Source organism: Acinetobacter rudis (assembly GCF_031157835.1).
Classification (GTDB): domain Bacteria; phylum Pseudomonadota; class Gammaproteobacteria; order Pseudomonadales; family Moraxellaceae; genus Acinetobacter; species Acinetobacter rudis_A.
The window spans coordinates 332720-356414 of record NZ_JAVIDR010000002.1; the positions used below are offsets into that span (position 1 = coordinate 332720).

The 23695-nt window shown below is 38.8% G+C and carries 26 protein-coding genes; 13 read left to right on the forward strand and 13 right to left on the reverse strand.

Annotation, left to right across the window (positions count from 1 at the left end):
* Position 1 precedes the first annotated feature (1 nt).
* Positions 2-985, reverse strand: coding sequence for an EF-P lysine aminoacylase EpmA (gene epmA / locus RFH42_RS03580; protein ID WP_374990803.1), 984 nt, complete (start codon positions 983-985; stop codon positions 2-4).
* Positions 978-2048, reverse strand: a complete 1071-nt coding sequence (locus tag RFH42_RS03585) for a 4-phosphoerythronate dehydrogenase (protein ID WP_308974180.1) — start codon at positions 2046-2048, stop codon at positions 978-980. Before RFH42_RS03585 ends, epmA begins: the two co-directional genes overlap by 8 nt.
* A 244-nt stretch (positions 2049-2292) precedes the next feature.
* Between RFH42_RS03585 and argG the strand changes: the two genes are divergently transcribed.
* Positions 2293-3648: an argininosuccinate synthase gene (gene argG, locus RFH42_RS03590; protein ID WP_308974271.1), complete on the forward strand. Its 1356-nt coding sequence runs from the start codon at positions 2293-2295 to the stop codon at positions 3646-3648.
* Positions 3649-3734: 86 nt separating this feature from the next.
* Here argG and RFH42_RS03595 read toward each other — a convergent pair whose 3' ends face one another.
* Both RFH42_RS03595 and RFH42_RS03600 read right to left on the reverse strand, forming a co-directional pair.
* The gene (locus RFH42_RS03595; protein WP_308974181.1) at positions 3735-4745 is read right to left on the reverse strand and encodes a L,D-transpeptidase family protein; all 1011 of its coding nucleotides are present in this window, start codon (positions 4743-4745) and stop codon (positions 3735-3737) included.
* A 256-nt stretch (positions 4746-5001) separates the two neighbouring features.
* Complete coding sequence (locus RFH42_RS03600) at positions 5002-6393, reverse strand: Do family serine endopeptidase (protein ID WP_308974182.1); 1392 nt, start codon at positions 6391-6393, stop codon at positions 5002-5004.
* 323 nt (positions 6394-6716) lie between these two features.
* Between RFH42_RS03600 and nadB the strand changes: the two genes are divergently transcribed.
* Positions 6717-8375, forward strand: coding sequence for an L-aspartate oxidase (gene nadB / locus RFH42_RS03605; protein WP_308974183.1), 1659 nt, complete (start codon positions 6717-6719; stop codon positions 8373-8375).
* 61 nt (positions 8376-8436) lie between these two features.
* Here nadB and RFH42_RS03610 read toward each other — a convergent pair whose 3' ends face one another.
* The 7 genes from RFH42_RS03610 to pabC form a co-directional block, all read right to left on the reverse strand.
* Positions 8437-9255 carry a helix-turn-helix domain-containing protein gene (locus RFH42_RS03610; RefSeq protein WP_308974184.1) on the reverse strand — a complete coding sequence of 273 codons (819 nt, stop codon included), beginning with the start codon at positions 9253-9255 and terminating at the stop codon, positions 8437-8439.
* Positions 9256-9275: 20 nt separating this feature from the next.
* Positions 9276-9443, reverse strand: a complete 168-nt coding sequence (locus tag RFH42_RS03615; RefSeq protein ID WP_308974185.1) for a hypothetical protein — start codon at positions 9441-9443, stop codon at positions 9276-9278.
* A 12-nt stretch (positions 9444-9455) separates the two neighbouring features.
* On the reverse strand, positions 9456-9659 hold the full coding sequence (locus tag RFH42_RS03620; RefSeq protein ID WP_308974186.1) for a hypothetical protein: 204 nt from the start codon (positions 9657-9659) through the stop codon (positions 9456-9458).
* A 131-nt stretch (positions 9660-9790) separates the two neighbouring features.
* On the reverse strand, positions 9791-10204 hold the full coding sequence (locus tag RFH42_RS03625; RefSeq protein ID WP_308974187.1) for a PaaI family thioesterase: 414 nt from the start codon (positions 10202-10204) through the stop codon (positions 9791-9793).
* Positions 10205-10307: 103 nt separating this feature from the next.
* Positions 10308-10916 (reverse strand): dTMP kinase, encoded by a 609-nt coding sequence (gene tmk, locus RFH42_RS03630; protein ID WP_308974188.1) that lies wholly within the window; start codon positions 10914-10916, stop codon positions 10308-10310.
* Complete coding sequence (gene mltG / locus RFH42_RS03635; protein ID WP_308974189.1) at positions 10916-11983, reverse strand: endolytic transglycosylase MltG; 1068 nt, start codon at positions 11981-11983, stop codon at positions 10916-10918. Before mltG ends, tmk begins: the two co-directional genes overlap by 1 nt.
* Positions 11976-12800, reverse strand: a complete 825-nt coding sequence (gene pabC, locus RFH42_RS03640) for an aminodeoxychorismate lyase (RefSeq protein WP_308974190.1) — start codon at positions 12798-12800, stop codon at positions 11976-11978. Before pabC ends, mltG begins: the two co-directional genes overlap by 8 nt.
* Positions 12801-12958: 158 nt before the next feature.
* Here pabC and RFH42_RS03645 point away from each other — a divergent pair, with 158 nt between their 5' ends.
* The 6 genes from RFH42_RS03645 (at position 12959) to RFH42_RS03670 (ending at position 18491) form a co-directional block, all read left to right on the forward strand.
* Complete coding sequence (locus tag RFH42_RS03645; RefSeq protein WP_308974191.1) at positions 12959-13969, forward strand: sulfate ABC transporter substrate-binding protein; 1011 nt, start codon at positions 12959-12961, stop codon at positions 13967-13969.
* A 38-nt stretch (positions 13970-14007) separates the two neighbouring features.
* Positions 14008-14634 (forward strand): RBBP9/YdeN family alpha/beta hydrolase, encoded by a 627-nt coding sequence (locus RFH42_RS03650; RefSeq protein WP_308974192.1) that lies wholly within the window; start codon positions 14008-14010, stop codon positions 14632-14634.
* Positions 14635-14712: 78 nt separating this feature from the next.
* A complete protein-coding gene (gene cysT, locus RFH42_RS03655; protein WP_308974193.1) occupies positions 14713-15546 on the forward strand; it encodes a sulfate ABC transporter permease subunit CysT in 834 nt (277 codons plus the stop codon).
* Entirely contained in the window at positions 15543-16433 is an 891-nt protein-coding gene (cysW, locus tag RFH42_RS03660) for a sulfate ABC transporter permease subunit CysW (protein ID WP_308974195.1), read from the forward strand. The genes cysT and cysW overlap by 4 nt, the downstream gene beginning before the upstream one ends.
* Before the next feature lie 14 nt (positions 16434-16447).
* Positions 16448-17512 carry a sulfate/molybdate ABC transporter ATP-binding protein gene (locus tag RFH42_RS03665; RefSeq protein ID WP_308974196.1) on the forward strand — a complete coding sequence of 355 codons (1065 nt, stop codon included), beginning with the start codon at positions 16448-16450 and terminating at the stop codon, positions 17510-17512.
* Between the two features lie 49 nt (positions 17513-17561).
* On the forward strand, positions 17562-18491 hold the full coding sequence (locus RFH42_RS03670) for a CysB family HTH-type transcriptional regulator (protein ID WP_308974197.1): 930 nt from the start codon (positions 17562-17564) through the stop codon (positions 18489-18491).
* Between the two features lie 92 nt (positions 18492-18583).
* On the opposite strand, the gene carO is transcribed toward RFH42_RS03670, so the two are convergent.
* Positions 18584-19324, reverse strand: coding sequence for an ornithine uptake porin CarO (gene carO / locus RFH42_RS03675; protein ID WP_308974198.1), 741 nt, complete (start codon positions 19322-19324; stop codon positions 18584-18586).
* A 316-nt stretch (positions 19325-19640) separates the two neighbouring features.
* Here carO and dapD point away from each other — a divergent pair, with 316 nt between their 5' ends.
* The 5 genes from dapD (at position 19641) to RFH42_RS03700 (ending at position 22955) form a co-directional block, all read left to right on the forward strand.
* Positions 19641-20462 carry a 2,3,4,5-tetrahydropyridine-2,6-dicarboxylate N-succinyltransferase gene (gene dapD, locus RFH42_RS03680; RefSeq protein WP_308974200.1) on the forward strand — a complete coding sequence of 274 codons (822 nt, stop codon included), beginning with the start codon at positions 19641-19643 and terminating at the stop codon, positions 20460-20462.
* 76 nt (positions 20463-20538) lie between these two features.
* On the forward strand, positions 20539-21249 hold the full coding sequence (gene queE, locus RFH42_RS03685) for a 7-carboxy-7-deazaguanine synthase QueE (protein WP_308974201.1): 711 nt from the start codon (positions 20539-20541) through the stop codon (positions 21247-21249).
* A 41-nt stretch (positions 21250-21290) separates the two neighbouring features.
* A complete protein-coding gene (gene queC, locus RFH42_RS03690; protein ID WP_308974202.1) occupies positions 21291-21962 on the forward strand; it encodes a 7-cyano-7-deazaguanine synthase QueC in 672 nt (223 codons plus the stop codon).
* 14 nt (positions 21963-21976) lie between these two features.
* Complete coding sequence (locus tag RFH42_RS03695) at positions 21977-22381, forward strand: hypothetical protein (RefSeq protein WP_308974203.1); 405 nt, start codon at positions 21977-21979, stop codon at positions 22379-22381.
* A 106-nt stretch (positions 22382-22487) separates the two neighbouring features.
* Positions 22488-22955 (forward strand): peroxiredoxin, encoded by a 468-nt coding sequence (locus tag RFH42_RS03700; RefSeq protein WP_308974204.1) that lies wholly within the window; start codon positions 22488-22490, stop codon positions 22953-22955.
* Positions 22956-22992: 37 nt separating this feature from the next.
* Here the strand turns inward: RFH42_RS03700 and RFH42_RS03705 are convergent, their stop codons facing one another.
* The gene (locus tag RFH42_RS03705; protein WP_308974205.1) at positions 22993-23601 is read right to left on the reverse strand and encodes a LysE/ArgO family amino acid transporter; all 609 of its coding nucleotides are present in this window, start codon (positions 23599-23601) and stop codon (positions 22993-22995) included.
* Between the last annotated feature and the right edge of the window lie 94 nt (positions 23602-23695).

The window sequence follows — 23695 nt, forward strand, 5'->3', positions numbered from 1 at the left end:
ATTAAGCAATTGGAGCTGGAAAACTAATAACATCAGAAAGTTGCATTTTGTTTTGTATGACCATTAATAAACGATCTATTCCTAGTGCAATACCGCTACATTCACTCATATGTGGAAGTGCAGCTAATAAATGATAGTCAATAGGCATTGCCGTTAAACCACGTTGTAATCGCTCAGCATTATCTTGTTGGAAACGCCCCAATAAAACATCTGCATCAAGTAACTCATCATAAGCATTTGCCAATTCTAACCCTTCAATATAAAGTTCAAATCTTGCTGCAACCCACTCCCCATCCTCATCTTGTTTAACTTTAGCCAGTGATGCCATTTCTGGTGGAAAATCAGTTAAAAATACAGGAGTATCAAAACCAAGGCTAGGTTCAACCATATGAGAAAAGAGTAGATCTATATAGGCCAAACGATCATCCCCTAAATCTAAATCTAAACCAACACGTCGAGCACTTTGTTTCAGTTCCTCAAGTGTTGCTTGTAATGGGTTTAAATCTAAACGCTGCATAAAGGCATGTTTATAACTGAGAATAACAGGTCTTAGTTCACCAAAGCGTTTAGCCAATACCACATTTAATAAATCACTTACCTCATGCATGAGTGCCAGTAAACTTATACCCGGTCGATACCATTCCAACATGGTAAATTCACTATTATGTTTACGACCATGCTCATCATCTCGAAATACTTTGCAGATTTGATAAATTGGCCCACTCCCACTAGCCAATAAACGCTTCATTGGAAACTCAGGTGAAGTTTGTAAATACTGACGTTTTAACTGGCCATTAATATGGCGGTCTACTGCAACAGAAGCAAGATGGACATCTGTCACTGCAGCCTGCGACACTATTGGAGTTTCTACTTCAAGTACATTACGTTGTTGAAAAAAATCACGTAATTGACGATACAGCTGCGCACGTGCCTGTATTGCAGCTAGACTACAGCTAGGTTGAAAACTGTCTACCAATTTAGTCATGACAAGGCCCCCCATGTGCTGCCCATTCGCGTCTCAGTGGATATTGTTTACGTAAACGATCAAATGCCTCCTGATCTACAATACCATCATGTAAACATGCGCGAAGTGCCGCATCATCTTGAGCAATGTTATAAATTGAATTTAGCTGTTGTTTTAACACACTATAGATGTCTTGATCTTGGAAATACTGTTCGGCTGCGGCTAACTGAGTTTTGAAATCTTTAGATTGTGGTAAATCAAATGCTTTACAATATGCCTCATAAATCATCTGCGTTCCACGAGCTTTACCTTCTAGGCTATAGCCCGCAATATGGGGCGTTGCCAAACGAAGTAGCTGTAATAACTTGCTTGAAATTACAGGTTCATGTTCAAACACATCAAGTACCACACGGCGCCCAGTTTGCTCAATATCAGTAATCAAAGCAGCTTCTTCAACCACTGCGCCACGTGCCGCATTAATTAAAATACTATGCTTTGGCATTAAAGACAGTGTTTTAGCATTCATGAGGTGATAGGTAGCATGTTCATCATGTCGTGTTAATGGTACATGTAAAGATACTGCATCTGCTTGTTGTAATAATTGTTCTAAATCAACTTGTTCAACTGTGTCATGTACAACATATGGATCATATGCAATCACTTGCCATCCCAACACTCCAGCAAGATGAGCTAAGCGTTTACCGACATTGCCCAATCCAACAATTCCAAGGCAAAAAGGCTTATTTTTTTCAAATAAAATAGGCTCTAAATGAAAAATTGCTGTAACTACATATTCTGCCACGGCCTGTGCATTACACCCTGCTGCATTTGACCACACAATGTGCTGTTCTGCTAAAGCCGCTTGATCTAGATGGTCTGTACCAATCGTGGCACTACCCACAAACTTAAGCGCTGTGTTTTCAATTAATGCTGCATTGACCTGAGTCACAGAGCGTACTAATAAAAGTTCTGCATCTTGAACATCTTGGTGCTTTAAATGACGGCCAGCAACATTGTGAATCTCCCCGATGTCAGCAAAGAAATAATCGGTCAACGCTAGATTTTCATCAGCAACAATCTTCATAACCCATCCCTAAATTCAAGTCGCTCTATAATACGCTGTCAAGATAAACCTGACTACACAACCTCCCCCCTCAATTACTGCAAAGAATCCATTTATTTCCACCATGATTGAACAGATCAATCATTACTTTTTATATTTTGCATAGAAAAGCTTTTTTTTGAGAAACAAGATTGATGAATAGTGCTACAATCCCCCTCGACTAAAACTTGTTAGGCAGCGCATAATTAGCGCAGCTCAAACTGTTCTGATAGGAATCATAATGACTGACAATGCAACCATCTTGCAGCATGTACCAGTAGGTAAAAAAGTAGGAATTGCCTTTTCTGGTGGCCTAGATACTTCAGCAGCATTGCTGTGGATGAAACAAAAAGGCGCTGAGCCATATGCATATACTGCAAACCTTGGCCAGCCAGATGAAGACGACTATGACGCAATTCCAAAAAAAGCGGAGCAATATGGCGCAGTTAAAGCGCGATTAATCGATTGCCGCTTACAACTTGCGCTTGAAGGTATTGCTGCGATCCAGTGTGGTGCATTTCACATTAGTACTGGTGGTGTTCCATATTTCAACACAACTCCACTTGGTCGTGCTGTAACAGGAACTATGCTTGTTACTGCAATGAAAGAAGATGATGTAAATATTTGGGGCGATGGTTCTACTTATAAAGGTAACGATATTGAGCGTTTCTATCGTTATGGTTTATTAACTAACCCGAATTTAAAAATTTATAAACCATGGCTCGATCAAAACTTTATTGATGAGTTAGGTGGTCGTGCTGAAATGTCACAATTTCTAATCGACAATGGCTTTGACTATAAAATGTCAAAGGAAAAAGCGTATTCAACTGACTCAAATATGTTAGGTGCAACGCATGAAGCAAAAGATCTTGAATACCTAGATGCTGGGATCAAAATCGTTGATCCAATCATGGGCGTTGCATTTTGGAAAGAAGAAGTTGCTATTGCACCAGAGTTAGTAACTGTCAGCTTTGAAGAAGGTATGCCAGTTGCATTAAACGGTGTGCGCATTGAAGATCCAGTTGAACTGATTCTTGAAGCAAACCGTATTGGTGGTCGCCATGGTCTAGGTATGTCTGACCAAATTGAAAACCGTATTATCGAAGCTAAATCTCGTGGTATTTATGAAGCTCCAGGTATGGCGCTACTACACATTGCATACGAGCGTTTAGTTACGGGAATTCATAACGAAGATACGATTGAACAATACCGTATTAATGGTTTACGTTTAGGTCGTTTACTTTACCAAGGTCGTTGGTTCGATTCACAAGCACTCATGCTACGTGAAACTGCTCAACGTTGGGTTGCTAAAGCAATTACTGGTGATGTGACTTTAGAACTTCGTCGTGGTAATGACTACACCATCATGAACACCGAATCTCCAAACTTGACCTATGAAGCAGAACGCTTAACTATGGAAAAAGGCGATTCAATGTTTAGCCCAATGGATCGTATTGGTCAGTTGACTATGCGTAACCTTGACATCACTGATACACGTGCAAAATTAAGCCTATATACCAATACAGGTTTATTGTCACTTGGCCAAGGTTCTGCTGTACCTCAGCTTGAAACTAAAAAATAATATGTTTTATTGCCCATAATTTATGGTAATAACAAAATAACCGCTTATTTAAGCGGTTATTTTTTGTCAAAAATCTCTATTTAGGCTTAATCAATAAACTTTACCACCACCCCATTTTGTACCTTACGACCCAAATCATTTGCGTCCCAATTGGTCAAACGTACACAGCCATGTGAGCTCGACTTAGAGATCAAAGAAGGATTGGGTGTACCATGAATACCAAAGGTTGGTTTACTTAGTGCAATCCAAATATTACCCACAGGCCCATTCGGTCCTGGTGGCAAGGTTAAAGGTTTATTGTTACTCCCTTGAACAAAGTTTTTTGGCGAATAACCATAAACTGGATTGGGAGCAACCTTGACAATTGTATGTGTCCCTTTAGGTGAAGGAGTATTTGTTGCACCAATTGACGCAGGAAATGCACCAATCATCTTATTATTTGAGTCAAATAAATAGAGTTGGCGTGCCCCTTTATGTGCCACGATTAAACGAATATCTGTAGGTAATTCATTACGTACATTTGGTACGAGTATCCGCTCACCCACTTTATTGAATCGTGCTTGTGGGTTTAAAATTTTTAAAAATTCTTCATCAATATGGAACTTTTCGCCGAGCATTTCACTCACACGAGTATAATGTAAACCAGACATTTTGGCCTGCTCTGCATAGTTACGTGGTATAGACTTAACGTATGGCCCTTTTAAATCTTCTGCAGTGATCAAATAATGTTGATATGCAGGCTTTTCTTGACGAATTAATAAATGATGCCAAGTCTGCTGATTTAACTCACCTGTCACTGGCAAGCCATTCATCTGTTGATATGCAGATATTGCTTTTAAAAAGTTTTGCCCACTCTTACCATCGATTGCACCTGGTGAAGCATGTAAATTATTCAACATGACTTGTGCGCGTGCATAAACTGGAAAACGACCATTTCCAGGAACAGACCATACTGCTGAATTAATTTGATCGATTCCCCAACTTCCTTGTGCTGCTGTTGTTGTATTTGCTGAACCTGCTGTTTTATTTGCATAAACAGGTAGCTGAAATAAGCACAAACTGATGAAGAAAACGAATTTAACCTGATTTAACCCCATAATAAACTCACATCTCACAGTCAAAACCATTAATTGTTAAAATTGATGAACATAAAACATTATGTTTCAAAATGATTCAATTTCATTCGAGCCTGGTTATTTTACTAATATTTTCATTATTGTGTAGATCAATTAACACTTTATTTTTATTTGTGCGACACAATCTGACTTGCAACATATAAAAAAGTCCCCTTCTGGGGACTTTCATAGCATATAAGAGAAAAGGGAAAAATTCCTTTTAAGCTGTATTACACCATTATTGAATCCGTAGACCTAAAATTGCAGGCTGACCCGCACGAATAATACCCACACGAGCCACGGTGTTATTTTTTAACTCAGACACCGCTTCAACAAAATCATTGGCATTTAATACATTAACGTTATTAATTTTGGTTACAACATCACCTGGCAACATTTTAGATTGTGCAGCAAGTCCACCAAGATTCACATCTTGGATTAATATGCCGCCTTTAATCCCTAATTGTTTTATCTCAACTTCACTCAAACTACGAATCGCCACACCTAATACTGGGCCCTTTCTTGCAACATTTCCGTTATTCCCCGTATTTTTTGCAGGCGTATCATCTGGAGCTGTTGTTAAAGTCGCTTGAATTTGACGAGTTTTGTCATCACGTAAAATTTCAAGTTGTATACTTTGATTTGGAGAGGTTCTATTCAAATAGTTAAGAAGTTCAGAAGTGCGCGAAATTGCAGTACCGTTATATTTTAAAATAACATCACCACCTTTTAGTCCATACTTTTCAGCTGGAGAGTTAGGCGCAACCTGAATGATCAAAGCACCTTCTGGTTTAGGTAACTTATAAGCTTCAGCAAGGTTGCGATCAACATCTTGCATCACCACACCTAAATAAGAACGTGTAACTTTACCATTTTTCTTTAACTGGTCTGCAACATCCATAGCGACATCAATTGGAATGGAAAAAGACAGTCCCATATAACCACCTGTGCCACTAAAAATTCGTGAGTTTACACCAACAACTTGACCTGCTTGGTTAAATAAAGGCCCACCTGAGTTACCTGGGTTTAAAGCAGCATCGGTCTGAATAAAAGGCACTGATGTTTCGCCTTGTTGCATATTACGGGACTTAGCACTAACGATTCCAGCTGATGCCGAATAGTCAAATCCAAATGGCGAACCAATTGCAAGTACAGGTTGACCAACTTTAAGTTGTTCGACATTACCAGGTGTTAATGCAGGGTAACTATTGCCCTCTACTTTTAATAATGCAACATCTGTACGTGCATCACTTCCAACGACCTTAGCATCAATTTCACGACGATCGTTCAACACAATCGTAACCTTTGATGCATCTTCAACCACATGATGGTTAGTGAGCAAATAACCATCCTTACTAATGAAGAAAGCACTACCATATGCTGTTTTTTCTTGTGGCATACGTTGTTGAGGAATAATCACTTGATTACCAAAGAAACGCTTCAAAATTTCAGGTACTTGCTGTTGTAACAACTCATCCTGTGTCATTTTTTTAACGACATTAACACTCACGACGGCTGGACTGACTTGCTCGACCAAATTAGAAAAATCAACCGCAGAAGCAGCTTGACTTTGTGCGGCTACGGCAAACACTGCTGCAAACATGCCTTGTTGTAAATAGCGACCTTTCATGAAGCTTGAACTCTCTAGTAATTAAGTTGATAAAAGTGGTTGTAACATATTCATTTTAGAAATTGCGTTAAAATATGTTTCTATATTTTTGTAAAACAATATCTTAGTTAATATTATGGAATTTAAAATAAATTTTTTCTGCCAGCGTGACTACAACACTTCACAAAATTTTAGCTCAGCTTATTATTCAGCTTCAAATCATGCAAAGTTTCTAACTAAACGATACAACTTAATGCTTATTCATCAAAAGCCTGCATTCAAGACTTGTTTTTTGTGCCAAAAAGGAGTGTCATAACTGGACGATCAAAACGTTGTAGGATGACATGTCTAAACAAGGGACCACACATCAGTTTGATGTGATCATTGTCGGTAGTGGTGGTGCAGGTTTAAGTCTCGCACTTTCATTGGCAAAGCATTTAAACATTGCTGTACTTGCAAAATCGGACTTACATGATGCAAGCACCTACTACGCCCAAGGGGGAGTAGCAGCAGTACTCGATCAAGCAGATTCTATTCAGCAGCATATTGATGACACCATGATTGCTGGTGTGCAATTGTGTGAATTAGATGCAGTTGCTCAAACAGTCAATGGTGGACAAGCATCTGTCGACTTTTTATTACAGCATGGGGTAAATTTTACTCTAGACCAAAACCAGCAATTACATCTTACGCGTGAAGGTGGTCATTCACAGCGCCGCATCATTCATGCCGCTGATGCTACAGGAAAAGCAATCTCAACCACTTTAGTTGAACGTGCTCGCCAACAAAACAATATTCATATCTTTGAGAATTTCATAGCAATCGATATGATTACTCAACATAAGCTTGGCCACACGGCACAAAAAGACCGTGCGCTAGGTTTATATGCACTTGATATAGATAACGATTGTGTACACACTTTCCTTGCTCCCTTTACAGCGCTCGCCTGTGGTGGTGCAATGAAAGCCTATCTCTACACCTCTAATCCAGATATCGCAACGGGTGATGGGATCGCAATGGCCTATCGTGCGGGATGTCGTGTAGCCAACATGGAGTTTAACCAATTCCACCCGACTTGCCTCTATCATCCAAAAGCACGCTCATTCCTTATTACCGAAGCGATGCGTGGTGAAGGTGCTTATCTACGCTTACCTAATGGTGAACGTTTTATGCTGCGCTTTGATGAAAGAGCAGAATTAGCGCCTCGGGACATTGTTGCGCGCGCTATTGATTTTGAAATCAAACGACTAGGTATACGCCATGTTTGGTTAGATATCACGCATAAATCTGAAGATTTTATTAAAGAGCATTTCCCAACTCTTTATGCACGTTTACTTGAACTCGGCATTGATATCACAAAAGATATGATTCCTGTCGTACCAGCTGCACACTACACTTGTGGCGGTGTAATGGTAGATGAACATAGTCAAACGGATCTCGATGGTCTCTATGCGATTGGAGAAACCTCTTATACGGGTTTACATGGCTCTAACCGCATGGCCAGCAACTCTTTACTTGAGTGTTTTGTTTATGGAATGAGTGCCGCACAACATATTCAGCAACAGTTCAATGCTAACTTTGAATATCCCTATATTCCAGAGTGGGATACCTCACAAGTAAAAGATGCAGATGAAGATGTCGTTATCTTGCAAAACTGGGATGAACTACGTGCAACGATGTGGAACTATGTAGGTATTGTACGTACAAATAAACGTTTAGAACGGGCTTTGCACCGAATTGAAATGCTGAAATCTGAGATTAATGAGTATTATCAAGACTATCATGTCAGTAAAAACTTAATTGAGCTACGGAACCTAGTTTTGGTATCTGAAATGATTGTACGCTGTGCGATGCAACGTAAAGAATCACGTGGACTTCATTACACACTTGATTATCCAGAACTGGCTGAACAGTTATATAAAACAGTATTAAGTCCTCAGAACACACAAGTTCAATTACAAGTTGTAAATGCAAGCCCTACAGACACATTAGCGACAGTTTAGATTGATTCAGTCTATACGTTCTTGAAAAACTGTAGCTCAAAATGAGCTACAGTTTTTTCATTCATATAGATGTTGTAAGCAATGTTGAAGCTGAAACTAGCAACTCTGGATGAGACTTTAAATATTTTTTTGGAGACACCTGCATAAACTTTTTAAACATGACAATAAAACTGGTATCGCTATCATAGGCCAAACGATGGGCTATACGCTGTACACTTTCCCCTTCACTTAACCACTGTAATGCCATAATAATGTGCAGTTTTTTCCGCCATTGATTAATACTCATGCCAGTCTCACGTTGAAAAGCCCGCGTCATACTACGCTCACTCATACAACAAAGATGTGCCCATTCAGACAAACTCAGGTTCAATTCTGGTTGAGCCAATAAATGATGTGTGATTTTTTTTATACGTTGTTCTTGTGGCATCGCCAAATAAAAAGACTGTTTCGGTGCTGCTAAAATTTCATCTAGCAAACAATCCATCAACCGCTGTTCCTGCTCTAAAATATAATCATGCGTAATCGTCGCTGTTCGTGCCAATAATGCCTTTAAAAACTCATTGGTATGATACATTTGAAAATGATCAGGAATTTCAATATCTAACTTTAAATCAATAAACAGTACATAACCTGAAGAATAACCATAACTTTTTACTTGATGTTCAGTCATTGCAGGAATCCAGAGCGCAGTATTGGGAGGTAAAATCCAAATACCCTGCTCTGTCTGTAGAGTGATCAGTCCTGACAAACAAACAACAAATTGGTTTTTTAAGTGGTGATGCATTGCGAGTTCCCAATCAGGAACTCGCTGTTGCATTGTTAAAATAACAATAGAACGATCTAATCGATCGGCGAGACAATGGTGTTCATTTGCTAGCATCCTTTAAGCTTCACCTCAATTTAATGCTTCAGTACTGAACGAACAATCTGCTGCGCCTGTTGTTGATCAGTCACAACAAACATTGGATATCCAGCAAATTTCACATAATTATTAGCGAACTTTTGCATCAGCAATCTTGCTTGTTCATCGGCTTCAATATGAACTAAAGCTTTTACAAACTCAGCCAAATCCTGACGTTTTTATTTGACCCATGTAGCAATAAACTTGCGTTCCTCATGGCTTGCTTGCTGTGTTGGGGTTGGTCCTTCACCAACCAAAACAAAGGGCTGCTGCCGATCTAACAATGCTTCAAAGCGAGCAATATTTTCTTCAAGACTAATTCCATCCGTACTTTCATAACTAATCTTAACCACTGGAAAATTTTGCGTATCCTGGATAAACATAATCAACACTCCAAATAAGAATGATTATTATTTTATCGAGGATCAAATCTTACCACATCTGAACTTTCAGCCAAAAAATAGGGTAATCCAGCCATTTCTTACCTAAACAAACTGGATACGATGATGAGATGTTAACTTTGTGGTATGGCATAAGTACCCACGACATGCGCAACAGGGTCATCAGAACCAACTGAATAAATCCACACCTCACCAACAGCCAAAGTTCTCCCCACTTTGATCAGCTTGCATACTGCGCGAATATCCTGACCACCAATGGGTTTACGCAAAAAGTTAATGTTGAGATTTGTTGTTACAGTAAGTGCAACCAAACCAATTTCAGCCAAAATAGCGACATACAATGCAATATCAGCCAACATCATCATGGTTGGGCCAGAGACAGTCCCTCCTGGTCGTAAATCCTGTTCGTTGACATGACAACGTAAAGTAGCAGTATTTTCACCAACGTGTTCAATACTGCATTTTTCAAGACTCTGGGGAAACTCTTGCTGTAAAAAAGCTTCTATTTCATGCTGTTGTACTATCATCACGATCCTTTGCAATGTTATTTTATGTTATCCAACATATTAAAATTAACAATGAAAGGAAAGTGTTAAAACAAAGTTTTTTGAAATAAGCAGCGGACTGGCTTTAAAGTATGGCTTGTAAATATACCAAAGCTTGTGCAAAAACTTGCTCTGCTGACAAAGTTGCATCTAGACGTTTAATACGTTGTGGTTGTTGTTGATACAATTCAGTATAACCTTCACGTACACGTGTAAAAAATGTCGCTTTTTCTTGCTCAAAACGATCAAGCGCGCCTCGCGCACGCGCACGGGCCATACCTGTTTCAATCGGTGCATCTAACCAAAAAGTTAAATCAGGCATGCGAGAAACAAAATTTTGATTGAGTAGTGCTAATTTCTCACGACTTAACCCACGACCAGCGCATTGATAAGCAAAACTTGCATCACAAAAACGATCACATAAAACGATTTTATTCGCCATTAAGGCAGGTAAAATTTTATTTTCCAAATGTTGAGCACGCCCTGCATACATCAACAATAACTCAGTATCATGACTGATCGCTTCAGTATGTTCTGTCGAAAGCAACAAATGGCGAATCTGTTCAGCAACCGCAGTTCCACCAGGTTCACGAGTTAATAATACTGTCTTATTTTGCTCAATGAAGTATTCATTTAACTTGGCAATCAGTGTTGATTTACCTACACCCTCGGTACCTTCAAAACTGATAAACATTAGGACTCCTTATTTTTTTCAGCAAGAACAGCGCGATATGCTTGAACTGCACGATTATGCTCTTCCAAATTTCGACTAAACTTATGCCCACCATTACCTGTTGCTACAAAGTAAATCGCATCGGACTGATCAGGATGCATTGCGGCTTCAATCGCTTTTTTACTTGGGAGTGCAATTGGTGTTGGTGGCAAACCATTAATAGTATAAGTGTTATAAGCTGTTGGTGTACGTAATGCCTGACGTGTAATGCTGCCTTTATAAGCATCTCCCATACCATAAATAACAGTTGGGTCTGTTTGTAAACGCATACCCAGCTTCAAACGACGAACAAATACGCCTGAAACCTGACGTAACTCACTATCAACACTGGTCTCTTTTTCAATAATTGAAGCCATAATAAGCGCCTCATATTTAGTTTTATAAGGCAAATCGGAGTCACGTTTTTCCCAAGCTGTATCCAGTATCTTCATTTGACGTTGGTAGAGGTCAGTTAATATCTGTTGATCGGTTGTACCTTTGTCAAAGAAATACGTATCTGGTGCAAATAAGCCCTCTAAATGAGTATATGGAATATTTAAGGCCTTAATAATTTCAGCTGATTTTTGACCTACCTGATGCTCTACTAAAGGATCTTTATTTAATGTATTGAGTAGTTGTTTTACTGTAGTACCTTCAATAACCAAAATACGATTCATTTGGGCATTTTCCGCATTCGCAATCATCTCCAAGACCTGACGTACACTCATGCCTGCCTTGACTTCATAGATGCCAGCCTTTAATGAGTCTTGAATAAAAAATTTACGATAAACTTTAAGTACTAAAGGAAATTTAACTTTATGTTCTGCCGCCAACTGATCAATAAAACGACTGTACGTTTCACCAGAATTGATAGATAGCTTCTGCTTTTTACCTTGTACAGGATAATCGCTAAATAAACTTTGTTGCAGCACAAAAGCAAGACATAAACTCGCAGCCACAAAAAGAACAAAAAACAACTTAACTATAGGATTTTCCGAAAAAAAACCATTTTTTTTCTGTGTTTTGGATTTGGACTTGGTTTTAGGCATAACTATCTAACTGATTGAGTTTTAAGGTATTAAACAATTCAACACAAGGTTGAACCGCTAATTCGCGTTGCTGCAATTTTTGCACAATTTTCATTGGTGCCAAAGCATTGCAAAAAAATAAGCTCTCTATCTGAGCAATTTCTGCAACATCAACATGACGTAATTGGTAGTTTAACTGATGTTGTTGCATTCTCTGTAGAATTTCTGCGCGCATCACGCCATGTACGCCATTATCGCTTAAGAGAGGACTAACCCAAACATCATTTATATAAAAAAAACAGTTACTACTAATGCCTTCCACGACATGTTGTTTTAAATCTGTCACCAATGCCTCAGTCCATTGCTGCTGTTCTGCTTCGTGTTTGAACAATACCTGTTCTAAACAATTTAAACTTTTCACCCCAACCAACTGTGCTGTTCGTAGACCCATTTGTGTCTTTAATACGCCGCTATGAATATATTCCGCTACAAACTCACGGCGCTGATTTGGATAATAAAACAAATAAAAATCAGCACAATGATCTGGAAAACCATACCCGCGTTGTCCAACACCCCGACTAATTAACATCTTCAGACTACCATTGAGAACACCATGGTTCTGACGTAATTGCTGCAAGCTGCGTTCAATGAGTGCAAAATCCAAATCTAAAGCCAGTTGCTTAGCTGCATTTCTCAAACGATCAATATGACGTTGATGCAGTAAAACCACATCATCAATCACAGCAACGGTACTAAAACACCCATCACCATAATGAAAAGCACGATCCATTAAGTCCACTGATTGCACTGGAACAGCATTTTTAAAACACACTTGCATCGACCAAAACCTCTATATCTATAATTTCAAAAATAAAAATCCAAGCACAATATCTCTTTTCATCATATTAAATTCGTTTTTTATTATTTTTTACGAATTACATCACGAGCTATCCTGCATTCATCATTACTTAGCTCAGCAAAAATAGGAACAATTATATGAGTTTTTCAAAATTAAAACTTGGACTTATTGCTGTACTTGTCACAGCAACAAGTAGCCATATCTGGGCTAAAGATTTTCTAAATGTATCCTATGACCCAACTCGTGAATTTTACGAAGATATTAATAAAGAATATGCTGCCTATTGGAAGAAAAGAACGGGACAAGTAATTAACTTCAAACAATCGCATGGGGGCTCAAGCAAACAGGCACGAGCAGTGATTGATGGTTTACAAGCCGATGTAGTTACTTTAGCGTTAGCAGCAGATATTGATGCCATAGCAGAAAAAACAGATTTAGTGCCTAAAGACTGGCAAAAGAAATTTCCCCATAACTCAACCCCATATACTTCAACAATCGTATTTTTAGTGCGCAAAGATAACCCTAAAAATATCAAGGATTGGAATGACTTAGTTAAACCAGGCGTTGCAATCATTACACCAAACCCTAAAACTTCGGGTGGTGCACGTTGGAACTATTTAGCTGCTTGGGCTTGGGCAAAACATCAGTATGGAACTGATGCCAAAGCTCAAAGTTTTGTTGCGCAGATTTATAAACAAACCAAAGTACTCGACTCGGGTGCACGTGGTGCAACGACTACTTTTGCTGAACGTGGCATTGGTGATGTACTTTTAGCATGGGAAAATGAGGCGTACTTGGCTGTACGTGAACAACCAGGTAAATTTCAAATTGTCACACCATCACTGTCAATTTTAGCGGAACCACCTGTAGCTATAGTAGAAAAAAATGCTGACAAACATGGTAATCACTATGTCGCACTGGGTTATCTCAATTTTCTCTATTCTCCATTGGCTCAAGAAATTGCTGCAAAGAATTTCTACCGCCCACGTAATACAGCTGTATTACAAAAATATGCTCAAGTTTTTAAACCATTAAAGTTAGTTACGATTGATCAAGAGTTTGGTGGTTGGACAAAAGTTCAAAAGTTACACTTCGACAATAACGGTATTTTTGATCAAATTATCAAACAAAATACTGTTAAAAATTAAGCAACCATTTGCTATTCACGCAACATAGAGGCACCGACATGATTCATACGCTGATTGTTCCAGGAGTAGGTGGCAGTAATATTGACCACTGGCAGTCTTGGCTTGAACGTCAACTTAAATCGACTTCACGTGTTCAACAAGATTGGAACCATCCTGTGCTCTCTATGTGGGTTGCAAATATGGCTGAAGCACTTTTACAAGCACCAGAAGCAATTCAAATTGTTGCTCATAGCTTTGGCTGCTTAACAAGCTTGGCAACGCTGGAACAATACCCTGAGCTATGCAGTAAAGTTAAAAAGTTAATTTTGGTTGCACCTGCAAATCCTGCTCGTTTCTCCTCGACAGGTTTTGCACAAGCAGAAAATGCTTCTTCACCTGAAGGAACCAAGGAAAATTACCGTGATTATTTCCTAGCATTAAAGCCTAAAGTAGCAACAGAAATGATCATTAGTGAAAATGATCCTTGGTTATCTTTTGAGGTTGCACAACAACTTAGTCAGATTTGGCAAGTTCCATGTCGTAACTTAGGTCAAGTAGGTCATATCAATGTTGCTTCAGGATTTGGATATTTTCCTGAAATTTTTGATCATTTACTTCATAGCAAACATCAAGGCTTAGCAATGAACGCAGAGGATTGGATTCACCGAGTGAAACTTTCTTTTTAGTGCGCAAGATTCTTTTTTATTACTTAATTTTTAAGGCTTATTGAATTCAATAAGCATTTCTCGTTTTGAGGTGTCGTCATGTCGCAGCGTTCCCGAGTGCTGCCAGGTTTTGGTCTTTCACTAGGCTTTACCCTAGCTTATTTGTCTTTTATTGTATTAATTCCCTTATCTGCGGTTTTTATTAAATCCATGGGAATTGGTTGGTCTGGTTTGTGGGAGATTTTAACTTCTGAGCGTATTTTAAAATCATTACAACTCAGCTTTAGTACTGCACTCATTGCTGCACTCATCAACGTTGTGTTTGGTTTACTGCTTGCTTGGTGTTTAGTACGTTACAATTTTCCAGGCAAACGCGTCGTAGATGCGCTCATTGACTTACCCTTTGCATTACCAACAGCTGTTGCTGGTATTGCCTTAACAGCCTTATATGCACCTACTGGTTGGATTGGCCAATATTTAGAGCCTATAGGTATACATGTTGCCTATACACCTTTAGGTATTACCTTAGCATTGATTTTCATTGGGATTCCCTTTGTTGTGCGTACCGTACAACCAGTACTCAGTGACTTAGAAACTGAACTTGAAGAAGCGGCTTCTGCTCTAGGTGCAAGTAGACTACAAATTGTGACTAAAATCATATTACCTATTTTATTACCTGCTCTATTGACTGGTTTTGCGCTGGCCTTTGCCCGCGGTGTTGGTGAATATGGTTCTGTTATCTTTATTGCAGGGAATCAACCTTTTAAAACTGAGATTGCACCATTAATGATTATTTCTCGTTTAGAAGAATATGATTTTGCTGGCGCAACAACCATTGCAGTCATGATGTTGGTTATTTCTTTTGCTATCTTATTCTTTATTAATCTATTACAAGCTTGGGCTAGCCGTCGCACAGGGAGAACTGCACGATGAGTTTTAATTCTTCCAGTAATGCTTTAGCACAAAAACTACAGTCTCGTGATGCAACAAGAGAACCCACTTGGGTGCGTTGGACACTGTTAACCATTGCTGCATTATTTTTCCTTGGTTGCCTCATCTTGCCGCTGATTTTGGTTTTTGTCGAAGCGTTTAAACAAGGTCTTGGTGTATATTTTCAAGCATTGATACATCCAGATACCTTATCAGCAGTAAAACTGACTCTAATTACAGCCGCAATTGCCGTACCTCTAAATGTCGTGTTTGGTGTTGCTGCGGCTTGGTCTGTAGCTAAGTTTGACTTTCGTGGCAAATCAATTTTAACAACGATTATTGATATGCCATTTTCAGTCTCTCCAGTTATTGCAGGGCTTATGCTGGTACTGATTTTTGGCACACAAGGTTGGATGGGTGAATGGCTGCTTGATAACGATATTAAAATCTTATATGCCACACCAGCAATTGTCATTGCCACAATTTTTATTACTGTACCTTTTGTTGCACGCGAACTGATTCCTTTAATGGAAGCACAAGGCACAGAGGAAGAAGAAGCTGCAATCGTACTGGGTGCTTCTGGTTGGCAAACATTTTGGAAAGTGACCTTACCCAATATTAAATGGGGACTCATTTACGGAGTAATTTTGTGTAATGCACGTGCAATGGGTGAATTTGGAGCAGTATCGGTAGTATCGGGCCATATTCGTGGCGAAACCAATACACTCCCTTTACACGTTGAAATTTTATATAACGAATATACTTTCAGCGCAGCATTCGCAGTGTCGTCCTTACTGGCCTTCTTGGCGATTATTACGCTCATCATTAAAACATGGGTAGAGATTCGTCAGGAAAAACAAGTTCAACATAAACAAGATTCAAGCGTATAAACAGGAATGTTAACATGAGTATTCAAGTTAAAAATATCGACAAACGTTTTGGTGCATTCCACGCGCTGAATAATATCTCTCTAGACTTTCCTGAAGGACAACTGGTTGCACTATTAGGGCCTTCTGGCTGTGGTAAAACAACACTGTTACGTATCATTGCGGGACTTGAATCTGCTGACCAAGGTCAGGTTATTTTAGAAGGCCAAGATGCCACCAATGTACATGTTCGTGAACGTCAAGTAGGTTTCGTTTTCCAACACTATGCCCTATTCCGTCATATGACTGTTTTTGACAATATCGCATTTGGTTTACGTGTTCGCCCTCGCTCAACTCGCCCGTCTGAAGCCGAAATCAAAAAACGAGTAGATCGATTACTCGAATTGGTTCAATTGGGCTTCTTGGCCGATCGTTATCCAGCACAATTATCTGGTGGTCAACGTCAACGTATTGCTTTAGCACGTGCTTTAGCTGTTGAACCACGGGTTTTATTACTTGATGAACCTTTTGGCGCTTTAGATGCTAAGGTTCGTAAGGAGTTACGCCGCTGGCTACGTACTTTACATGATGAATTGCATATTACCTCTATCTTTGTGACCCATGATCAAGAGGAAGCTCTTGAAGTTGCAGATCAAATTATTATCATGAATAAAGGCAACGTAGAACAAATAGGCTCTCCACGTGAAGTTTATGAACAACCTAAGACGCCATTTGTCTTTGATTTTCTAGGCCAAGCAAATCGATTTGATGCACAACATCTCAATAATGGTATTATCCAAGTGAACGAAGATCGCTTGCACCTACCACAATTACAAAATGAGCCAACTGGTAAAGTGATTGCTTTTGCTCGACCAGATGAACTACAGATTTTCCCACAGCCTGTTGAAAATACATTACAAGCCACGTTTACCCGTGAAGTTTGGATTGCTGGAAAAATTATGGCGGAACTTCAAGACCAAAATGGTCGACTCATTGAAATCGAATTAAGTGCTGAAGAAGCAAAACTTCATCAGTTCAGACCCAATCAATCAGTCTGGATTCGCCCTGTTAACCTTCACTTATTTGTAAATGATCATGCTTAATAGATTCCAAACAACATCATGGGCTGATTATATTTAAGGTATTACTACGATGAATTTTCAACAACTTAGAATCATCCGCGAAACAGTTAGACAGAACTTTAATCTGACCGAAGCTTCAGCTGCACTTTACACCTCACAATCAGGTGTAAGTAAACATATTAAAGATTTAGAAGATGAACTAGGCGTACAACTCTTTGTCCGTAAAGGTAAGCGTCTATTGGGACTTACTGAACCTGGTCAAGCACTACTAAGCATCGTTGAGCGCATGCTTATAGATGCAGATAATATTAAACGTCTTGCTGATAATTTTAACAAAGTTGATGAAGGTACTTTGACCATTGCAACTACACATACGCAAGCACGCTATGTATTACCTCCAATTGTAAATGCTTTCAAACAGCTATTTCCTAAAGTACATTTAGTATTACAACAAGCTAGTCCAGTTGAAATCACTGAATTACTTTTGCTTGGCAGTGTTGATATCGGAATTGCTACAGAGTCTTTGACCAATGAAGATAACCTAGCCAGTGTTCCTTTTTATAATTGGAAGCACTCGATTATTTTACCTCAAGACCATCCACTCACTCAGCTTGAACCAGAGCAGATTACCCTAGAAAAGTTAGCTGAATACCCAATTATTACCTACCATGGCGGCTTTACTGGACGTTCAAAAATTGATTTATCATTTGAACAAGCCAACCTACAAGCCAATATTGTTATGGCAGCTCTAGATGCTGACGTGATTAAAACCTATGTTGAGCTAGGTATGGGGATTGGCATTGTCAATGATGTTGCATATGACCATGAACGTGACCGTCGTTTAAAACAAATCCCAACTGAATTATTTGGTATCAATACCACTTGGATTGCTGTACGGAAGGGACATTTATTACGGGGTTATGGCTATGAATTTATTTCTCAATGTATCCCACATGCCGATATTCAATCATTGAAAAAAATGGCTTATCCTGATGAATAAGTAGTCTTTATTTTTTAACTTTAATTAATAATAAAAAAACGAGCCAAGGCTCGTTTTTTTATGACAAAAATATGACAACTATAAACTTTAAATTACCAATAGAAGTTCACACCAACTTTACCAACTGGCATCCACTCATAACGGCTCTTGTCTTGGATTTTACGCTCTTCATTCGCAAGCTCTGTTCCTAAATCATTGGGTCCAGGAATTGCATCGCCTGAAACACGACTTAAACTGGCTTTTGGATTCCCAGTATAATAAGCACCCACTTCACCAAATACGCCCCAGTTTTTATTAAATTTAGGTGCAATACCTAGGCCTACATAAGGTGCAATATCGTTGTCATACTTCATTGAACCCGCAATATGCACACCATTTTCACCAGCAATAAAGTCTTTACCATTTACAGAGAAACCTCGGTTTGCGCTCACACGGCGATCAAGATCATAATCATTGTCAATATAGCCCACACCCGCAGCTACATAGAAACTCTTGGCAAAAGTATTATCACTGGCACCCCATGGACGGATTTCAGCATTTAAATATGCTGTTTTGTTATCCATCTCCATGTCATATTTAGAACCATTGACTTTTAAATCATCAGACCATGAAATGTCACCGCCGTTATAGCCTAAAGCCAAACCTACATATGGGTTAATACTCCAGAGAATTGCACCACCATAACCTGTAGTACCTACTTCAGCACGTACTCCAGATGGTATAAGTTGGTTCTTATCAAAAGTACTGCCACTTTGAATCACACCAGAATCAGCCATGGTCAAACTTGAAACGGTTAATGCTGCGACAGCTGCTGTGTATTTCACAATCTTCATATATATTTCCTTTAAGAAACTTTGGTTAATTGATTGATATTTTAGTAATAGCGATTTTTCTTAACTTGCTAAATAATATACGACTAATAATTACTATTTAATAAAAAATTTGATTTTTTTTGTTATTTTTTGATACATTTTAAATTAATTTCATGTTTTATTTCATTCAATTATTTAAAAATTATTAATTATATGGCCCTGTGCTATTTTTACTTTATGCAATTTAAAACATAAGTTCGTGACTATGGACTATTTTTTAGCGCCCAATGCTACAATATAGTGTAAAATCCTTGAAATTTTATTGGGAAGGAAGATTATGTCGCAGCTTTCAACAATCATTGAACAAGCTTTTGAAAATCGTGCAAATTTTTCAGCAACGGACTGCCCTGCTGAAATTCGTCAAGCAGTAGAACAAGCCATTGAAGCACTTGATAATGGTAGCTTACGTGTTGCTGAAAAAATAAATGGTGAATGGGTTGTTCATCAATGGTTAAAAAAAGCAGTTTTGCTTTCTTTCAAACTCAATGATAATCAACCAATCGAAGCTGGCCAACTTGGTTTCTACGATAAAGTAGATACTAAATTTGCAGGTTGGACAGATGAACAATTCAAAGCTGCTGGCGTTCGTGTTGTACCACCAGCTGTTGCACGTAAAGGTAGTTTTCAAGCAAAAAATGTTGTGTTGATGCCATCTTATGTCAACATTGGTGCTTATGTAGATGAAGGCACAATGGTAGATACATGGGCTACAGTAGGTTCATGTGCTCAAATTGGTAAAAATGTTCACTTGTCAGGTGGTGTAGGTATTGGTGGTGTACTTGAACCATTACAAGCAAACCCAACAATTATTGAAGATAACTGCTTTATTGGTGCACGCTCTGAAATTGTTGAGGGTGTAATTGTTGAAGAAGGCGCAGTAATTTCAATGGGCGTTTACATTGGTCAATCAACACGTATTTATGATCGTGAAACTGGTGAAATCCATTACGGCCGTGTACCAGCTGGTTCTGTTGTTGTGCCAGGTAGCTTACCTTCTAAAGATGGTAAATACAGCCTATATGCAGCAATCATTGTCAAAAAAGTTGACGCTCAAACACGTGCTAAAACTAGTCTGAATGATCTACTACGCGAAGACTAATCTTTTCTTTATAAGTCTCTACGGTTAGTCATGATCGTAGAGATTTTTTATTTTCTATTCTATGGTCAAAGGTGCTATGCAAACGCTTCGTTCAACTGCAATTCCTGTCTCAGATCCAGCTGCGGGATTACGCATTACTGAGATTTTTTACTCTTTGCAAGGTGAAGCCAATGCAGCCGGACTTCCTACGGTGTTTATCCGTTTAACAGGCTGCCCGCTGCGCTGTACTTATTGTGATACAACCTATTCATTTGAGGGAGGAGAACGTCGCTCCTTAGATGAAATTATTGCAACTACGCTTGCCTTTAATACCCCTTATATATGTGTAACAGGTGGTGAGCCTTTAGCACAGCCCAACGTATATCCATTAATGGATCGTCTTATTCAACAAGGCTGTGAGATCTCTTTAGAAACCAGTGGTGCTTTAGATGTTGCTAAAGTTGATCCACGGATATCAAAAGTACTCGATTTAAAGACACCAAGCTCTGGTGAACAACAGCGTAATTTACTTAGTAACCTTAACCATCTCACCCCACATGACCAAATTAAGTTTGTCATTTGTAATAGAGAAGATTATCTCTGGGCAAAAGAACAACTGATACAACATCAATTGCAAGATAAAGTCAGCACCGTTTGGTTCTCACCTGCCTTTGCAATTGAAAAAGGGGCAATTCGCTTACCTGAGCTTGCAAGAGATCTAGCTCAGTGGATCTTAGAAGATCATTTACCTGTTCGCTTTCAATTGCAATTACATAAATTACTTTGGAATGATGAAACAGGACGTTAAGCTTTAACATCCTAAACTTATGTAACATGTGGAGAATACTCATGCGCCCTCGTGCCATTGTTTTATTATCTGGCGGCTTAGACTCAACTACTTGTTTAGCTTGGGCACAGGCACGCTATGAATGTATTGCCATCAGCTTTATGTACGGACAACGCTCAAATACAGAGCTTGATGCAGCCAAAGCGCTAACCCAAGCAGCTGGCGTTGAACATCGTGTCATTAATATTGATTTAGGTCAGTTGGGTGGTTCTGCTCTTACTGATCACTCAATTGATATTCCTGTTCAAGAACAACAAGGTATACCTGTAACTTACGTACCTGCACGAAATACCATTTTCCTTTCCTATGCGCTCGCTGCTGCTGAAGTTTATCAAGCAGATGCAATTGTTATTGGAATTAATGCTGTTGACTATTCTGGTTACCCAGATTGCCGCCCTGAATTTATTGAAGCATTTGCGCAACTTGCATCACTTGCGACAAAAGCAGGCATCGAAGGAAAACCTTTGAAAATTGAAACACCTTTGTTACATTTATCCAAAGCAGCAATCATTGGTCTTGGCCTAGAACATGGCGTAGACTATGCGCAGACAGTATCTTGTTATCAGGCAGATAATCAAGGACGTGCATGCGGAAAATGTGACAGCTGCCGCTTAAGAAAACAAGGTTTCATCGATGCAGGAATCACGGATCCTACACGCTATATTCCTCAATAATTAGGTACACTTATATGAATATTTTAACAACTCGCGTATTAACATCAGCTTTATTTGCAGTATCTGCAGGGGTAACGTCAGCTGCTTTTGCAGCAGAAGCTGATTTACAACAAGCCTATAAAAGCACCGATGTAAAATCTGCATTAATTAATGTATGTAAAACTGAAACAAGTAAGGGTGGTAAATTAACTGCTGCTGAAGTTGCAAAATACTGTAGCTGTGCAATTGAGTCTGATGGTAAATTGACAAATGCACAAAAATGGCAAATTCAAAGTACGATCAACCAAAAGAAAAGTCCTTCTACCCTAACCTTTGTACAACAACAGAACCAAGCACTCAAAACATGTTTTGGTCCTCAGCTCACCACTAAATTGCAAACATTAACTGAAGCTGCAATGAAAGCTGCGCAAGCGAAATAATAAATAACATGTATAGTATTCAATATGTTGTTTAAGTGAAAAACGAGCCACTCCAACGTGGCTCGTTTTTTTTACAAATTAATATCATTACAGGGTGTTTAGCTTAATGTCATTAGAAACAATTCAACTACCAGACCAAATGTTCCCAACCACAACAGGTGAAATTAACTTAACTCAAGTTGAGACTCCATGGTTGATTATCTATTTTTATCCTAAAGACTCAACCCCAGGTTGCACCACACAAGCCACTGATTTTTCAACTATGAAAGAACAATTCACAGCGCTTAACTGTACTGTAATTGGTGTATCACGTGATTCAGTGAAAGCACATCAAAACTTTACAACCAAACAATCTCTAAGCATCAATTTAATTAGTGATAAAGAGCAAGTATTATGCAATCTATTTGATGTCATCAAAGAAAAAAACATGTATGGCAAACAAGTTATGGGCGTTGAACGTTCAAGTTTCATCTTCCATCAATCAACTTTAGTTAAAAGCTATCGTAAAGTGAAAGCAGCGGGTCATGCTGAACAAATTTTAGCTGACCTCAAAACACTACAAGCAAACGTTTAAGTTTTTAATCGGTATCCTATGATGATCGTCTGATGACTTATAGCTGCATATTGAATAAAGAAATTGCGATCATCACCATGACCAAGCCAATGATTAAATCCAGTACACGCCACGCTTTTACACTTTGAAACAACGGCGCCATAATACTTGCAGCATAACCCAAAGTAAAAAAGAACAACCAAGATGCTGAGATTGCCCCCAAAGCAAAGTAAAGTTTATCTGAACTAAACTGGGCTGAAATTGAGCCAATTAATACGACTGTATCTAAATAAACATGGGGATTCAGCCATGTAAGCCCCAAACAAAGCAATATTGATTGTGCAAGTGTAGATGATGAACTCAAATCTAAAGGCTGTATTTGCTGCGTATATAATGCCTGACGAAAGTGTATAAATGCATACCAAAGCAAAAACACCACGCCAAAATACTGAGCTAACCGTAGTAGCTGTGGGTATAGTGTCACAACATTAGCGAAACCATATACCCCTAAAGTAATTAAAATAGAATCAGATAGAGCACAAACCAAACACAACCAAAATACATGCTGACGTTTCAACCCTTGTTTGAGCACAAAAGCATTTTGTGCACCAATGGCAACAATAAGCCCCATACTCACTGAAAAACCTTTTACATAAACCCAAAACATAACCAATAGCATCACATGAGTAAACAAAGTGCTATTATCATTTAAAGTGAGAGAAATTAAAGAAAGCTAAATAAAAATCAGATAAACTAAGTTT

Coding starts and splice junctions, on each gene's coding strand:
- RFH42_RS03670 (WP_308974197.1), top strand. CDS start 17,562: ATGAATTTTCAACAACTTAGAATCATCCGCGAAACAGTTAGACAGAAC.
- RFH42_RS03700 (WP_308974204.1), top strand. CDS start 22,488: ATGTCATTAGAAACAATTCAACTACCAGACCAAATGTTCCCAACCACA.
- RFH42_RS03705 (WP_308974205.1), bottom strand. CDS start 23,601: ATGTTTTGGGTTTATGTAAAAGGTTTTTCAGTGAGTATGGGGCTTATT.
- epmA (WP_374990803.1), bottom strand. CDS start 985: ATGACTAAATTGGTAGACAGTTTTCAACCTAGCTGTAGTCTAGCTGCA.
- carO (WP_308974198.1), bottom strand. CDS start 19,324: ATGAAGATTGTGAAATACACAGCAGCTGTCGCAGCATTAACCGTTTCA.
- dapD (WP_308974200.1), top strand. CDS start 19,641: ATGTCGCAGCTTTCAACAATCATTGAACAAGCTTTTGAAAATCGTGCA.
- RFH42_RS03695 (WP_308974203.1), top strand. CDS start 21,977: ATGAATATTTTAACAACTCGCGTATTAACATCAGCTTTATTTGCAGTA.
- queE (WP_308974201.1), top strand. CDS start 20,539: ATGCAAACGCTTCGTTCAACTGCAATTCCTGTCTCAGATCCAGCTGCG.
- RFH42_RS03610 (WP_308974184.1), bottom strand. CDS start 9,255: ATGCTAGCAAATGAACACCATTGTCTCGCCGATCGATTAGATCGTTCT.
- cysT (WP_308974193.1), top strand. CDS start 14,713: ATGTCGCAGCGTTCCCGAGTGCTGCCAGGTTTTGGTCTTTCACTAGGC.
- RFH42_RS03645 (WP_308974191.1), top strand. CDS start 12,959: ATGAGTTTTTCAAAATTAAAACTTGGACTTATTGCTGTACTTGTCACA.
- RFH42_RS03600 (WP_308974182.1), bottom strand. CDS start 6,393: ATGAAAGGTCGCTATTTACAACAAGGCATGTTTGCAGCAGTGTTTGCC.
- RFH42_RS03585 (WP_308974180.1), bottom strand. CDS start 2,048: ATGAAGATTGTTGCTGATGAAAATCTAGCGTTGACCGATTATTTCTTT.
- nadB (WP_308974183.1), top strand. CDS start 6,717: ATGTCTAAACAAGGGACCACACATCAGTTTGATGTGATCATTGTCGGT.
- RFH42_RS03665 (WP_308974196.1), top strand. CDS start 16,448: ATGAGTATTCAAGTTAAAAATATCGACAAACGTTTTGGTGCATTCCAC.
- cysW (WP_308974195.1), top strand. CDS start 15,543: ATGAGTTTTAATTCTTCCAGTAATGCTTTAGCACAAAAACTACAGTCT.
- RFH42_RS03650 (WP_308974192.1), top strand. CDS start 14,008: ATGATTCATACGCTGATTGTTCCAGGAGTAGGTGGCAGTAATATTGAC.
- pabC (WP_308974190.1), bottom strand. CDS start 12,800: ATGCAAGTGTGTTTTAAAAATGCTGTTCCAGTGCAATCAGTGGACTTA.
- queC (WP_308974202.1), top strand. CDS start 21,291: ATGCGCCCTCGTGCCATTGTTTTATTATCTGGCGGCTTAGACTCAACT.
- RFH42_RS03595 (WP_308974181.1), bottom strand. CDS start 4,745: ATGGGGTTAAATCAGGTTAAATTCGTTTTCTTCATCAGTTTGTGCTTA.
- RFH42_RS03620 (WP_308974186.1), bottom strand. CDS start 9,659: ATGTTTATCCAGGATACGCAAAATTTTCCAGTGGTTAAGATTAGTTAT.
- RFH42_RS03625 (WP_308974187.1), bottom strand. CDS start 10,204: ATGATAGTACAACAGCATGAAATAGAAGCTTTTTTACAGCAAGAGTTT.
- tmk (WP_308974188.1), bottom strand. CDS start 10,916: ATGTTTATCAGTTTTGAAGGTACCGAGGGTGTAGGTAAATCAACACTG.
- mltG (WP_308974189.1), bottom strand. CDS start 11,983: ATGCCTAAAACCAAGTCCAAATCCAAAACACAGAAAAAAAATGGTTTT.